This window comes from Aestuariibaculum scopimerae (assembly GCF_059428085.1).
The window spans coordinates 2,616,563-2,630,463 of sequence record NZ_CM182089.1 but is presented as its reverse complement, the minus strand read 5'-3'; the positions used below and the strand labels follow the sequence as shown (position 1 = coordinate 2,630,463).

General features: G+C 34.4%; 14 protein-coding genes and 1 tRNA gene. 11 read left to right on the top strand and 4 right to left on the bottom strand.

All coding sequences use genetic code 11. From position 1 onward, the window contains the following. Positions 1 to 62: 62 nt before the first annotated feature. Both AC5SR4_RS11425 and AC5SR4_RS11420 read right to left on the bottom strand, forming a co-directional pair. Complete coding sequence (locus AC5SR4_RS11425; protein WP_495356374.1) at positions 63 to 731, bottom strand: bifunctional 4-hydroxy-2-oxoglutarate aldolase/2-dehydro-3-deoxy-phosphogluconate aldolase; 669 nt, start codon at positions 729 to 731, stop codon at positions 63 to 65. 11 nt (positions 732 to 742) lie between these two features. After that, positions 743 to 1,789, bottom strand: a complete 1,047-nt coding sequence (locus AC5SR4_RS11420) for a PfkB family carbohydrate kinase (RefSeq protein WP_495356373.1) — start codon at positions 1,787 to 1,789, stop codon at positions 743 to 745. A 155-nt stretch (positions 1,790 to 1,944) separates the two neighbouring features. Here AC5SR4_RS11420 and AC5SR4_RS11415 point away from each other — a divergent pair, with 155 nt between their 5' ends. Continuing rightward, a complete protein-coding gene (locus AC5SR4_RS11415) occupies positions 1,945 to 3,006 on the top strand; it encodes a LacI family DNA-binding transcriptional regulator (protein ID WP_495356372.1) in 1,062 nt (353 codons plus the stop codon). A 47-nt stretch (positions 3,007 to 3,053) separates the two neighbouring features. On the opposite strand, the gene AC5SR4_RS11410 is transcribed toward AC5SR4_RS11415, so the two are convergent. Then, positions 3,054 to 3,401 carry a cupin domain-containing protein gene (locus tag AC5SR4_RS11410; protein ID WP_495356371.1) on the bottom strand — a complete coding sequence of 116 codons (348 nt, stop codon included), beginning with the start codon at positions 3,399 to 3,401 and terminating at the stop codon, positions 3,054 to 3,056. 824 nt (positions 3,402 to 4,225) lie between these two features. Then, positions 4,226 to 4,300: transfer RNA gene (locus AC5SR4_RS11405), tRNA-Pro, on the bottom strand. A 131-nt stretch (positions 4,301 to 4,431) separates the two neighbouring features. Here AC5SR4_RS11405 and AC5SR4_RS11400 point away from each other — a divergent pair. The 10 genes from AC5SR4_RS11400 to dapB all read left to right on the top strand — a co-directional run bounded on the left by AC5SR4_RS11400 (position 4,432) and on the right by dapB (position 13,895). Next, the gene (locus tag AC5SR4_RS11400; RefSeq protein WP_495356370.1) at positions 4,432 to 5,556 is read left to right on the top strand and encodes a PQQ-dependent sugar dehydrogenase; all 1,125 of its coding nucleotides are present in this window, start codon (positions 4,432 to 4,434) and stop codon (positions 5,554 to 5,556) included. 139 nt (positions 5,557 to 5,695) lie between these two features. Further along, positions 5,696 to 6,301 (top strand): uridine kinase, encoded by a 606-nt coding sequence (gene udk / locus AC5SR4_RS11395; protein ID WP_495356369.1) that lies wholly within the window; start codon positions 5,696 to 5,698, stop codon positions 6,299 to 6,301. 1 nt (position 6,302) lies between these two features. Beyond that, positions 6,303 to 6,626: an FtsB family cell division protein gene (locus tag AC5SR4_RS11390; protein WP_495356368.1), complete on the top strand. Its 324-nt coding sequence runs from the start codon at positions 6,303 to 6,305 to the stop codon at positions 6,624 to 6,626. Then, on the top strand, positions 6,619 to 7,986 hold the full coding sequence (locus tag AC5SR4_RS11385) for a methylmalonyl-CoA mutase subunit beta (protein WP_495359181.1): 1,368 nt from the start codon (positions 6,619 to 6,621) through the stop codon (positions 7,984 to 7,986). The genes AC5SR4_RS11390 and AC5SR4_RS11385 overlap by 8 nt, the downstream gene beginning before the upstream one ends. After that, positions 7,976 to 8,599 carry a hypothetical protein gene (locus AC5SR4_RS11380; RefSeq protein WP_495356367.1) on the top strand — a complete coding sequence of 208 codons (624 nt, stop codon included), beginning with the start codon at positions 7,976 to 7,978 and terminating at the stop codon, positions 8,597 to 8,599. Before AC5SR4_RS11385 ends, AC5SR4_RS11380 begins: the two co-directional genes overlap by 11 nt. A 26-nt stretch (positions 8,600 to 8,625) precedes the next feature. Beyond that, complete coding sequence (gene scpA, locus AC5SR4_RS11375; protein WP_495356366.1) at positions 8,626 to 10,749, top strand: methylmalonyl-CoA mutase; 2,124 nt, start codon at positions 8,626 to 8,628, stop codon at positions 10,747 to 10,749. A gap of 156 nt (positions 10,750 to 10,905) precedes the next feature. Beyond that, complete coding sequence (locus tag AC5SR4_RS11370) at positions 10,906 to 11,670, top strand: ParA family protein (RefSeq protein ID WP_495356365.1); 765 nt, start codon at positions 10,906 to 10,908, stop codon at positions 11,668 to 11,670. Positions 11,671 to 11,672: 2 nt separating this feature from the next. After that, positions 11,673 to 12,581 (top strand): ParB/RepB/Spo0J family partition protein, encoded by a 909-nt coding sequence (locus AC5SR4_RS11365; RefSeq protein ID WP_495356364.1) that lies wholly within the window; start codon positions 11,673 to 11,675, stop codon positions 12,579 to 12,581. After that, the gene (locus tag AC5SR4_RS11360) at positions 12,571 to 13,185 is read left to right on the top strand and encodes a DUF5683 domain-containing protein (RefSeq protein ID WP_495356363.1); all 615 of its coding nucleotides are present in this window, start codon (positions 12,571 to 12,573) and stop codon (positions 13,183 to 13,185) included. The genes AC5SR4_RS11365 and AC5SR4_RS11360 overlap by 11 nt, the downstream gene beginning before the upstream one ends. A gap of 2 nt (positions 13,186 to 13,187) precedes the next feature. Continuing rightward, positions 13,188 to 13,895 carry a 4-hydroxy-tetrahydrodipicolinate reductase gene (gene dapB, locus AC5SR4_RS11355; protein ID WP_495356362.1) on the top strand — a complete coding sequence of 236 codons (708 nt, stop codon included), beginning with the start codon at positions 13,188 to 13,190 and terminating at the stop codon, positions 13,893 to 13,895. Positions 13,896 to 13,901 lie beyond the last annotated feature (6 nt).

The window sequence follows — 13,901 nt, the reverse complement described above, 5'->3', positions numbered from 1 at the left end:
CTATGAATAAAAAAGGCTGAACATATAAAGTTCAGCCTTTTTTGTTAATTGAAATTTTAGTACTATTTTCTAATGGATTTTATAATTGCCATTGCCGCCTTAACGTCTTGTTCTAACTTAATATAATCTTTATTGGCTATAATGTCCTTTGAAATCAATTGAGACCCCATTCCAACACAGGTAACTCCTGCATCAAACCAACCTTTAAGGTTTTCTTCTGTTGGCGATACACCTCCAGTGGGCATAATGCTGGTCCAAGGCTGTGGTCCCTTTATTCCTTTTACAAATTTTGGACCGTATAAATCTCCTGGAAATAATTTAACAATCTCACAGCCTAACTCTTCAGCCCTAGCTATTTCAGTTAAACTTCCACATCCTGGAGACCAAAGTACTTTTTTACGGTTACAAGCTATGGCTATATCTTCTCTTAGTACTGGAGTTACTATAAAGTTAGCCCCCAATGCCATGTATAAGGATGCTGCGGCACCATCGGTAACCGAGCCTACTCCCATAATCATTCCTGGAAGTTCTTTAATAGCATATTTGGTTAACTCGCCAAATACCTCATGAGCAAAATCACCACGGGCTGTAAACTCCATAAGTCTAGCTCCGCCATCATAGCAAGCTTTTAATACTTTTTTACTTAACTCTATATCACTATTAAAGAATAAAGGAATCATCCCTGTATCTTTCATAGCTTGAGCAACTTCTAATCTTGTATATTGTGCCATTATTCTTTGTTTTATCGTGCAACCCTACCTGAAGCGTCGCCACCCATTAATTTTTTAACCTCGTCTACAGTTACTAAGTTGGCATCACCTTTAATTGTGTGTTTTAAACAAGATGCTGCTACTGCAAAATCCAGTGCATTTTGGTCATCATCAGGATAAGTTAATAATCCATAGATCAAACCTCCCATAAAACTATCTCCACCACCTACTCTATCAACAATATCGGTAATTTGGTACTGACGGGTTTCATACATTTTTTTACCATCATATAATACGCCTGCCCATGTGTTGTGTGAAGCTGAAATAGAACCTCTTAAAGTAGTAATTACTTTTTTGGCTCTTGGGAATTTTTCCATCATTTGTTTACAAACAGATAAGAAAGCCTCTGCCTTTACATCATGCCCCTGCGTTTGAACTGTAATACCCTCTGGTTTTATACCAAAATGCATTTCGGCATCTTCTTCATTTCCTAAAACAATATCACAGTAAGAAGTTAATTCTGTCATAACAGCTTCTCTATGTGCATCGTCACAATACTTCCATAGTTTTGCTCGGTAATTTAAATCTGTAGATATTGTAATACCTTTAGCGCTCGCTACTTTAACCGCTTCTAAACAAACATCTGCTGCTCCTTGAGAAATGGCTGGTGTAATCCCCGTCCAATGGAACCATTCTACACCTTCAAAAACAGCATCCCAATCAATCATTCCCGACTTTATCTCGGCTATTGCTGAGTGTGCTCTATCATAAACAACTTTACTTCCCCTAGATACTGCTCCTGTTTCTAAAAAATAAATTCCTAAGCGATCTCCACCCCAAACAATTTTATCTACATTAACGCCACGCTTGCGCATTTCCATCATGGCACATTCTCCTATATCGTTTTTAGGCAAACGTGTTACAAAATCTACTGAAACGCCATAATTAGCCAGTGATACAGCTACGTTAGATTCGCCACCACCATAAACAACATCAAAGCTACTTGCTTGCGAAAATCTTAAAAATCCTTCAGGTGCCAATCGTAGCATAATCTCACCAAATGTTACTACTTTACTCATTTTTTTAATTGTTAATTTTAGTTATTCTTAAGTTAGTTAATCGTTTAAGCAAGTATTTCAGATACTTATTAACGCTTATAAAACCATTAAGTCATTTTGATTATAAAAACTATTACAGTATTTTTGCTTAAACGATTAAGCAAATATATAAAAAATTGACTAACAAAAAAAAAACCACCATAAAAGACATTGCAAATGTTTTAAATATTTCACCCGCTGCAGTATCTAAGGCTTTACATGACGATTCCCGTATTAGTGATAAAACAAAAGCTGCAGTTAGAAAAGTGGCTAAGGAGTTAAATTATCAACCTAACCACCTAGCCAGTGCATTACGTAGAGGGAAAAGTAATTTGGTGGGTGTTATTGTACCCAGAACAAACAGTAACTTTTTTTCTTCAGTCATACAAAACATTGAAGAGGTATTAAACAAAAAAGGCTACAATATTATTATTACCCAATCTAATGAATCATTTAAAAAAGAATGTAGCAACATAGATACCCTCCTATTTACCCAAGTAGATGGTATTATTGCCTCTATGGCTAACGAAACAGTGAGTTTGGACTACTATGAAAAAGTTAAATCTAAAGGCATTCCCTTAATTTTGTTTGACCGTGGCGAGAACGACTTAAATGTTGATTATATAGGTATTAACGATTATGACAGTAGCCACATGATTGTAGAACACCTAATACAACAAGGTTGCAAACGTATTGCCCACATTGGTGGTTATAGGCATACTCGCATTTTTAACAACCGGATTAGAGGCTATGTTGATGCTGTAAAAAAACACAAGCTACCCTTAGATGATACATTACTAATTGAGAGTAGTCTAACTATTGAAGATGGCCGAGAAAAAATGACACAGTTGTTGGCTTTGGAAAATAGACCAGATGCCGTTTACGTATCGGCCGATTATGCTGCTTTAGGAGCTTTACAGGTCCTAAAAGAAAACAATATTAAAGTGCCTGAGGATATTGCTTTGGTTGGCTTTGGAAATGAACCATTTACTGCAATGGTTACGCCTACTATTACAAGTGTGAACCAACATAGCGCTGAAATTGGAAAACAAGCGGCCCTAACATTTTTAAAGCGAGCAAAAGAACCTTTTGTTAAACAAACGTTGAATAAAATAATATTAAATGCTGAATTGATTGTTAGAACTTCTTCTAACGCTAATGCAAATGCTGAAGTTATAAATAGTGAACAAATACAATAAAAAAAGGGTTTCTAATGAAACCCTTTTTTTATATAGTTTACAAGATGTTATCCCATAAAATCTTCACGAATTGGATTAAATACATCTATTAAAACACCTGCTTTTTTACAAACTGTACCATGCATAGTGTTTGGTGGTATGTATAGACCATCACCTTCTTTTACAATTTTAACTTCATCTCCTACTGTAAATTCAAACTCACCACTTGCTACATAGGTTACCTGTACATGATGGTGCTTATGCATTGCACCCACACCACCGGCTTCAAACTTAACATTTACAAGCATGATATTATCATCATACCCCATAATTTTTCTCTTGATTCCGCCTCCAAGGTCTTCCCACTCGATTTCATCATCTAATAAAAAAACCTTACTTGCTCCAAAACTTGCCATAATTATTTAAAAATATTTAATTAATATTAATATGATAAAAATTGTCATTTAAACAATTATTACAAATGTAGTGTTTAAAATTTATTTTTGGAGGATTATACTAATTTCCTTGTTTTTAAAGCTACGGCAGGATTACTTTTCTAAACCCCTCTGTACACTTTAAAATCATCCAACAATGCTTGCTTTGAAAAAGTTGTTTCTTCTTTCCTTTCATTATGTTATTGACAATTAATAAATGTGATTGAAAAAAGGAATAATGCACATAGAGTCTTAGTTCTGTTTAAAAATTTCATCTTTATTTTTTTAAGTTTATTAAGGTTTAATTTAGTAACACACAAGTCCGTCCCCCTCCATCAATCGGTTTGTTTTGAAATTTCATAAAACAATTTAATAACCCTTTATTCATGTGATAAACAACTTTGTTAATAACATGTTTAAGGCAAGAAAAGATATGATTCTATTCAAAACTTTTAGAATAAATAATTAAACTCTAAAAGTATATAAGTAGGCAATAATAAAATTGCAATAAAGAGACAGAGAATATTAAACTCTGTTAAGATGTTTTTGATTTTTATTTAACCTGAAGAAACGGACTTACCAACCAAATTGTCCAATATTTCTGTTAGTTTAGGATAAGAAGGTCTTGACGAATCGGAATTAATGACTTTCCTATTAATATCTATTAATATAGACCTAGGAATTGGGCACCTTTTTTTACTGCGAACAGATGCTTTTATTTGATATCAAATAAAATGCATAAAAACTAAAAACACTGAAAATCATAGATTAACAGTGTTTTAATTCTAGTTGTTACTAGATTGATGTCGGGGTGGCAGGATTCGAACCTGCGACCTCCTGCTCCCAAAGCAGGCGCGATGACCGGGCTACGCTACACCCCGAAAAAGTTATTTTGTATTGGGTTGCAAATATACTTTTTTTATTCATTTAGCAATTGCTAATAGTAAAAATATTTTTTTTCATAACTTTAAGCAACTAACCACTACAATATTTTACTTAAAAAATTAAACATATGCGATTAATTTATTCCTTTTTAGTGGTTCTAATGGTAACATGCATTTCCTGTGCCCAACAAACAGAATCTGAAATTAAAGTAGAAACCCCATCTCACATAAATTACACAACACAAGTAGTTGTTCCTGATATGGATATTCCTTGGGGTATGGTATTTTTACCAGACGGTAGCATGCTAATATCTGAAAAGGCTGGAACACTTATTCATTTTAAGGATGGAACTAGAACGTCTATTTCTGGTCTACCTGAAATTTATGTACGAGGGCAGGGTGGGTTATTAGACTTGGAATGCCATCCTAATTATGAAACCAACGGTTGGATTTACATGACTTATGCTTCACCTGAGGGTGAAGGTAGTGGTGGCAATACAGCTATTATGCGAGCAAAAATGGAAAACAATGCTTTAGTAGATAAACAAATACTTTATAAAGCAACACCAAATACAACTAATGGACAACACTTTGGCGCTCGTATAGAGTTTGATAACAATGGCTATTTATACTTTTCTATTGGTGAACGTGGCGAACGCGACATTAATCCTCAAGACATTACCAGAGATGGTGGAAAAATCTACAGACTTCATGAGGATGGCAGCATTCCCTCAGACAATCCATTTACGGATTACGCTAGTGCTAAAAAGGCTATTTACAGCTATGGTCATAGAAACCCCCAAGGCATGACCAAACATCCTGAAACTGGAGCTATTTGGACTCATGAACATGGACCAAGAGGTGGTGATGAAATAAATATAATAGGTAAAGGCAAAAATTATGGTTGGCCTGTTATATCTTACGGAATCAATTATAGTGGAACCTCGTTTACCGACATTACAGAAAAAGAAGGTATGGAACAGCCTCTGTTTTATTGGGTACCTTCCATTGCACCTAGCGGTATGACCTTTGTTACATCTGATATTTATCCAGACTGGAAAGGCAATCTATTGGTAGGCTCATTAAAATTTCAATATTTAGAACATCTGGTCATTGAAAACGACAAGGTTATCAAGCGTGAAAAATTATTTGAAAATATAGGCCGGGTTAGAAATGTACGTCAAGGTCCCGATGGCTATATTTATATAAGTGTAGAAGGTAAAGGTATACTTAAAATAATTCCAGAAACATAATTACTCATCCAAAAATTAACAAAATTTAAGCAAATAAAATGCTATCTAGGTTTCCGAATAAGAAGTCTCAAAAATCAAAAAACAATAATATTAACTATTAAATGATATATTTGCAATAAGCTAATTAAATAATTTATTTATGCTTATAATAGGAATTGCTGGCGGTACAGGTTGTGGCAAAACTACAGTCGTAAATCAGATACTTAATGAACTTCCTGAAGGGGAAGTTGGCATTATTTCTCAAGACTCTTATTATAAGGACACTTCGCATTTAACCTACGAGGAGCGCGTAAAAATAAATTTTGACCATCCAAGGTCTATTGACTTCGGTTTATTGGAAAGCCATTTAAAGGATCTAAAAAACAATATACCCATACCTCAACCTGTTTATTCTTTTGTTAAGCATAACAGAACGGGCGATACTATTTTAACGCACCCAAGGAAAGTGATGATTGTTGAAGGCATTCTAATTCTAACTAATCCAGAATTAAGAGATATGTTTGATATTAAAGTGTTTGTACATGCCGATACCGATGAGCGTTTAATACGCCGATTAAAAAGAGATATAACTGAGCGAGGTAGAGATTTAGAAGAGGTTTTAACACGTTATAAAACCACGTTAAAACCCATGCATGACCAATTTATTGAACCTATGAAAGAATATGCGGATATTATTATACCAAACAACAAGTACAACACCGTAGCCATAGATATTGTTCGTACTATTATAAACAATCGATTATAACATGGCATTATTTAAGCATAAAATTTTTAAACCATTAAAAAATATTTTTGTACTCATCTTAGTATTGTTTCTAATATGGATGCTTTTTTTTGATACAAACTCTTGGCTTATACATCACGAATTAAATAATGACATTGAAGCCCTTGAAGATGAAAAAGAATACTATAAAAAAGAAATTGAAAAAGACAATAAAGCCATAAAGAAACTAAGTACCGGTGAAGGATTGGAAAAGTTTGCACGAGAAGAATATTATATGAAACGTGACAATGAAGAAATTTACATCATCGAATATGAAGATAGCCTAAAAACCAAAAATGATGACTAATGATTTATTTAGTGAATTTAATCCTGTTTCTACCAAACAATGGAAACAAAAAATTCAGTTTGATTTAAAAGGTGCTGATTATAATGAAACCCTAATTTGGCAAACAAATAATGACATTTCGGTAAAACCTTTTTACAATACCGATGACCTTAAAGGTTTACCAGAAATTTCAAATACCAAAGCCACTTCATGGAATATTTGTCAAACAATATTTGTTGCAGATGTTGATAAATCCAATAAACATGCCATTGAAGCTATAACCCGTGGAGCAGACCATATTAAGTTTATTGTTCCAACACAGGATATAGCAGTAAAAGACTTAATAAAGGATATTGATACTATTGGTATTACCCTTGAATTACAGTTTTTAGATTTTGAATACATTAAACAAGTTTTAACTGTTTCTACCAAAGCAACTATACACGTTGAAACTGATATTATTGGCAACTTAGCCAAAACAGGTAATTGGTTTGCTAATTTAAAAAGTGACTTTGGCAACTTTAAAAACATTGTTGCAAAAACCCATGCCTTTAGCATAGATACCTCTTTATACCAAAATGCTGGGGCTAATGTGGTACAACAACTGGCCTATGCTTTGGCTCATGCCAATGAATATTTAAACTTTCTTGAAACTGAATGGAATGCAAAAACCAAACAAGTGCTTCAAATTACTTTTAAAGTAGCCCTAGGCTCCAACTATTTTTTTGAAATTGCAAAATTAAGGGCTTTAAGAGTACTTTGGGAAACCTTGGCAGTAACATACCAGATAAACACACAAATACATATTGTAGCCTCACCTACTAAACGCAATAAAACCATATACGATTATAATACTAATATGCTGCGTACAACTACAGAATGTATGAGCGCCATTCTTGGTGGGGCTAATATTATTAATAATCTACCGTATGATGCCATTTATAACAAAACCAATGATTTTAGTGAACGTATAGCCCGCAATCAACTTTTAATTTTAAAACATGAAAGCTATTTCAACAAAGTCGATAACCCTGCTGATGGAACATATTATATTGAAACATTAACGCAGCAATTAGCCGAAAAAGCTTTAGAACTATTCAAGAATATAGAAATACAAGGAGGCTTTTTAAAACAATTAAAAACAGGCACCGTTCAAAGGAAAATAAAAGAAAGCGCCCAAAAAGAACAGTTACAATTCAATACGGGGCAAACCGTATTATTAGGCACCAATAAGTATATTAATACCAATGATGCAATGAAACAAGAGTTAGAGCTTTACCCCTTTGTGAAAACAAACCAAAGAAAAACCTTAATAGAACCTATAATAGAAAAACGATTAGCAGAAGCATTAGAACAAAAACGATTAAAAAATGAAAACTAATATCAAAACCAATTGTAAACTTATTGCAGTTCTCTTGACCATTACAATACTTAGTTGTAAAAAAGAAAATGTATTTAATGATTTTAAATATGCCGATAAACCCACAATACAATTCTGTGATAATTTAAATTCTGCCTTGTACCAAGAAGCGGTTTATGCTTTTGAAGATGATATTGTAAACTTCTACGGGAAAGACAAATCCAACACGACACTATTACAAGCCTACAATCAATTTATTAGAGCAGCCATATACAAAAGAGCAAAATTGCAAGATATGGTATCGGCACATACTGTTAAAGTATTCCAAGCCTTAAAAAAAGAAGATAGTTTATGGGATGCCAACAATCCGCAAAGCCATCTTAATTATAATGGGCCACTTTTGGATTGCATAGCAACTAATATTAAGGACGAAAGTCTAAAAACCACACTAAATGCTTTAATATCAACAAATAGTATGAGTCCAAGATTGTTCGGGGCTCCTTTATCTAACAAATACCGTAACACCCTTTCTGATAAGTATCTAGCTTCGTACGTGGCTTTCGATTTATATTATGCCAGTTTATTTGATATCGATTTTTCTAAAATAAATTTAGAAAACCTGATTCTAAAGTAGATTTCAATAAAATTCCGCAGTAATAAATGCCAAGAAAAAACATTCAGCATATCACATTAAATTCAAAGGGCCAAGTGCCTACTACAAATACCTTGGAAAATTTCAAAACTGCCGAAGGTATTGATGTAAAATCTGTTTATACAAAAAAAGACATAGCAACTTTTAAGCATCTTAATTTTGCAGCAGGTATAGCGCCAAACCTTCGAGGTCCTTACAGTACCATGTACACTATTAGGCCCTGGACTATTAGGCAGTATGCCGGTTTTTCAAATGCCGAAGAAAGTAACGCCTTTTACAGGCGTAATTTGGCCGCGGGGCAAAAAGGCCTTTCTATAGCATTCGATTTAGCTACTCACCGAGGATATGATTCCGATCACGAACGCGTTGTTGGTGATGTTGGAAAAGCAGGGGTTGCCATCGACTCAGTTGAGGATATGAAGATTCTTTTTGATCAAATTCCTCTGGATAAAATGTCGGTTTCCATGACCATGAACGGTGCCGTATTACCCATTATGGCCTTTTATATTGTAGCCGCACAAGAACAAGGTGTTGAAACAAAACAGTTATCAGGTACCATACAAAATGATATTTTAAAAGAATTTATGGTGCGTAATACCTATATCTATCCACCTACGCCTTCTATGAAAATTATATCAGATATTTTTGAATTTACCAGCAAGCATATGCCTAAGTTCAATAGCATTAGTATTTCCGGATACCACATGCAAGAAGCTGGAGCCACTTGTGACATAGAACTGGCCTATACACTTGCAGATGGTTTAGAGTATATTAGAAAAGGTTTGGAGGTTGGCATGGATATAGATGCATTTGCTCCCAGACTGTCTTTTTTCTGGGCCATAGGTATGAACCATTTTATGGAAATTGCCAAAATGCGTGCCGCGCGTATGCTTTGGGCCAAACTAGTAAAACAATTCAATCCCAAAAACGAAAAATCCCTGGCATTAAGAACTCATTGCCAAACTAGCGGGTGGAGTTTAACTGAGCAAGACCCCTTTAATAATGTAGCACGGACTACCATAGAAGCCGCTGCAGCTGCCTTTGGGGGGACTCAAAGTTTACATACCAATGCATTGGACGAGGCCATTGCACTACCCACAGATTTTTCTGCACGTATAGCAAGAAACACTCAGATATTTTTACAAGAAGAAACGAAAATCACAAAAACTGTCGACCCCTGGGCTGGTAGTTACTATGTTGAAACTTTAACACACAATATTGCTGAAAAAGCATGGACACTAATTGAAGAAATTGAAAGTCTTGGAGGCATGACCAAAGCTATAGAAGCTGGTATTCCAAAACTTAGAATAGAGGAAGCAGCTGCAAAAAAACAAGCTCGTATAGATTCCAATCAAGATATAATTGTAGGAGTTAACAAATATCAATTAGATTACGAAGATCCCATTTCTACACTTGAAGTAGACAATCAAACCGTAAGAAATGCACAAATAAAACGCTTAGACCAAATAAAGTCATCCAGAAATCCTGATAAAGTAAAAATAGCCCTATCAAAATTAACCAATGCAGCACGTACAGGACAAGAAAATTTATTAGCTTTAGCTATCGAAGCTGCTAGAGAAAGGGCTACACTTGGAGAAATAAGCTATGCTCTAGAAGCCGAATTTGGACGTTACAAAGCGCAAATAAAATCATTTTCAGGAGTGTACAGTAAAGAAATAAAAGATAACGAAAGCTTTAAAAAAGCTAGAGAACTTGCCGATTCATTTGCAATAAAAGATGGCAGAAGGCCCCGTATTATGATTGCAAAAATGGGACAAGATGGTCATGATCGTGGTGCCAAAGTAGTAGCTACCGGTTATGCCGATCTAGGCTTTGATGTAGACATTGGTCCGCTATTTCAAACACCAAATGAAGTGGCTAAACAAGCAGTAGAAAACGATGTGCACGTTTTAGGAATATCATCACTGGCTGCTGGCCATAAAACCTTGGTTCCACAAGTTATAGACGAATTAAAAAAGTACGGTCGCGATGATATCATGGTTATTGTTGGCGGGGTTATACCCAGGCAAGATTACCAATATTTGTTTGATGCTGGTGCTGTAGCCGTTTTTGGGCCAGGAACTAAAATTAGTGATACGGCCATAAAGATCTTGGAGATTCTAATTGATTGATAACATATCATCATATTTTAACCCATTTCTTTTATTTATTTTCAATAAAAACGCTTAAATAGCACATCAAATCAATTATCGACAACTGTTAACAAGTTACGTTTTTATTAATGATAAATAATTGTATTTTTACCGTTACTAAAACCAAATCATTTAATGGGTAAGATCATTGCAATTGCTAACCAAAAAGGAGGTGTTGGTAAAACAACAACATCTATAAATTTAGCAGCTTCTCTTGGCGTTCTAGAAAAAAAAGTATTACTTATTGATGCTGACCCTCAAGCAAATGCAACTTCTGGAATAGGAATAGATGTAGAATCTGTAGAAATTGGAACCTACCAACTTCTTGAGCATTCCAGCATAGCAAAAGAAGCTATAATAAAAACCGAAACGCCGAATTTAGATATTATTCCAGCACATATAGACTTAGTTGCTATTGAAATAGAACTAGTTGATAAAGATGAGAGAGAATACATGCTAAAAAATGCCTTAAAGGACGTTAAGGACAATTACGATTATATTATCATTGATTGTGCGCCATCATTGGGATTGCTAACGCTTAACGCCCTAACAGCCGCCAATGCTATTATAATACCAATACAGTGCGAGTATTTTGCTTTAGAAGGCTTGGGAAAACTGCTAAACACTATAAAAAGTGTTCAAAAAATCCATAATCCAGAACTGGACATTGAAGGGTTATTGTTAACTATGTACGATTCGCGTTTAAGACTTTCCAACCAAGTGGTAGAGGAAGTACAAAAACACTTTAATGATATGGTATTTCAAACCATCATACAGCGTAATGTACGTTTAAGTGAAGCACCAAGTTATGGAGAAAGTATAATTAATTATGATGCCGCTAGCAAAGGCGCTAATAATTACTTAAGTTTGGCAAAAGAAATCATCAATAAAAATGCTTAATTATGGCTAAGGCAACAAAAAAACAAGCTTTAGGTAGAGGTTTATCGGCACTTTTAAAAGACCCAAGTAATGACATTAAGTCTGTTCAAGACAAGAATGCAGATAAAGTTATTGGCAGTATTATTGAATTAGATATCGATTTTATTGAGGTAAATCCGTTTCAACCTAGAACAAACTTTAGTGAAGAATCCTTACAAGAACTCGCTTCTTCCATTAAAGAGCTTGGCATTATTCAACCTATAACAGTAAGAAAGTTAGGTTTTAACAGCTATCAACTAGTATCTGGTGAACGTCGTTTTAGAGCTTCAAAACTAATAGGCCTAGAAACCATTCCAGCCTATATAAGAATAGCAAACGATCAGGAATCATTAGAAATGGCTTTAGTGGAAAATATCCAACGCCAAGATCTAGACCCTATAGAAATTGCCTTATCCTACCAACGTTTAATTGATGAAATTAATTTAACCCAAGAACAAATGAGTGAGCGTGTTGGAAAAAAACGTTCAACCATTACTAACTACTTACGATTGTTAAAGTTAGACCCTATCATCCAAACTGGTATGCGTGATGGTTTTATTTCTATGGGACATGGTCGCGCATTAATTGCCATCGAAGACCAAACAATACAATTGGATATTTACGAAAAAATTCTTTCCAACCAACTATCGGTAAGAGATACAGAAAACCTAGTTCGCAATTATAATACGAATCAAGAAGTTAAAGTAACACCAAAAAAAGAAACAAGCGAGGTGCCAGAATACGTTAAAGATGGTATTGGTGCATTTTCTGAATACTTTGGACATAAAATTGACGTTAAAGTTTCTAAAAATGGAAAAGGGAAGATTACCATTCCCTTCCATTCAAAAGAAGATTTTAACCGAATTAAAAAATTAGTTGAAGGTGCCAAATAAACTTTTAATAACAAGTGTACTCGCACTTTTATTTTGCATGTTTTTATCAGCACAAGATAAAAAAAACAAAAAAGAAGAGCTACCAGAAGAAGTTATTATAGATTCCATTATTGAAGTAAAAGAAGTTATAAATCCACTCGCCCCAGCAAAAGCTGCTTTCTATTCGGCCATTTTACCAGGACTTGGACAGGCTTACAACAAGAAATATTGGAAAATACCTATTGTTTATGCTGCTTTAGGGACAGGGGTATATTTCTATTTAAACAATAATAAAGAATATAACAGATATAGAGATGCCTATAAAAGTAGGCTTGCTGGTTTTAAAACTGATGAATTTTATTTTGATTCACAAGGAAACCAACTTACAACCCCAAGAGTAACAACAGAGGGTTTAGAGCGAGGTCAAAAATTTTATAGAAAAAACAAAGAAATCTCGCTTTTAGTAACTCTTGGCATTTATGCCTTGAACATTATTGACGCTAATGTTGATGCTCATTTACTACAATATAATGTAGATGAAAATTTATCATTTGCGCCACATTTTAAAATCGATGAGATTGACGCAATAAGTAATCTTGGATTAACATTAAATTTTAAATTTTAATTATGAATATTGCTTTACTAGGATACGGTAAAATGGGCAAAACCATAGAACAAATAGCCATTAAGCGTGGCCATAACATTGTTTTAAAGATAGACAAAGATGATAAAGATTACGATATTACAAAAGCCGATGTAGCCATAGATTTTAGTATTCCATCAGTAGCGTTTAGTAACATATCCAATTGCCTAAATAATGGTGTTCCTGTAATTTCGGGAACAACGGGATGGCTGGAAGATTATGACAAGGCCGTGGCACTATGTGAAGAAAAAAAAGGTGCTTTTATTTATGCCTCAAATTATAGCTTGGGTGTTAACATCTTTTTTGAACTTAACAAAACACTAGCAAAAATGATGAGCACTCTCAACCAGTATCATGTGAGTATGGAAGAAATTCACCATACCCAAAAACTAGATGCACCAAGTGGTACAGCAATTTCATTGGCAAACGGTATTATAGAAAAGCATAGCGGTTATAACAGTTGGAAATTAGACAAAACTAGTGATAACAGCATTCCAATTGTAGCTAAGCGTATTGAAGATGTTCCTGGCACACATACCATTACCTACGAAAGTGAAGTAGATACCATAACTATAGAACACATAGCACATAATAGACAAGGTTTTGCTTTGGGAGCTGTAATAGCAGCAGAGTGGATAGCCACAAATAAAATAGGAGTTTTTACCATGAATGATGTGTTAAATATTGGTTAATAATAA

Excerpts from the sequence above, each read along its gene's own strand:
- AC5SR4_RS11425 (WP_495356374.1), bottom strand. The coding sequence starts at position 731 with ATGGCACAATATACAAGATTAGAAGTTGCTCAAGCTATGAAAGATACA.
- AC5SR4_RS11420 (WP_495356373.1), bottom strand. The coding sequence starts at position 1,789 with ATGAGTAAAGTAGTAACATTTGGTGAGATTATGCTACGATTGGCACCT.
- AC5SR4_RS11410 (WP_495356371.1), bottom strand. The coding sequence starts at position 3,401 with ATGGCAAGTTTTGGAGCAAGTAAGGTTTTTTTATTAGATGATGAAATC.
- AC5SR4_RS11400 (WP_495356370.1), top strand. The coding sequence starts at position 4,432 with ATGCGATTAATTTATTCCTTTTTAGTGGTTCTAATGGTAACATGCATT.
- udk (WP_495356369.1), top strand. The coding sequence starts at position 5,696 with ATGCTTATAATAGGAATTGCTGGCGGTACAGGTTGTGGCAAAACTACA.
- AC5SR4_RS11390 (WP_495356368.1), top strand. The coding sequence starts at position 6,303 with ATGGCATTATTTAAGCATAAAATTTTTAAACCATTAAAAAATATTTTT.
- AC5SR4_RS11385 (WP_495359181.1), top strand. The coding sequence starts at position 6,619 with ATGACTAATGATTTATTTAGTGAATTTAATCCTGTTTCTACCAAACAA.
- AC5SR4_RS11380 (WP_495356367.1), top strand. The coding sequence starts at position 7,976 with ATGAAAACTAATATCAAAACCAATTGTAAACTTATTGCAGTTCTCTTG.
- scpA (WP_495356366.1), top strand. The coding sequence starts at position 8,626 with ATGCCAAGAAAAAACATTCAGCATATCACATTAAATTCAAAGGGCCAA.
- AC5SR4_RS11370 (WP_495356365.1), top strand. The coding sequence starts at position 10,906 with ATGGGTAAGATCATTGCAATTGCTAACCAAAAAGGAGGTGTTGGTAAA.
- AC5SR4_RS11365 (WP_495356364.1), top strand. The coding sequence starts at position 11,673 with ATGGCTAAGGCAACAAAAAAACAAGCTTTAGGTAGAGGTTTATCGGCA.
- dapB (WP_495356362.1), top strand. The coding sequence starts at position 13,188 with ATGAATATTGCTTTACTAGGATACGGTAAAATGGGCAAAACCATAGAA.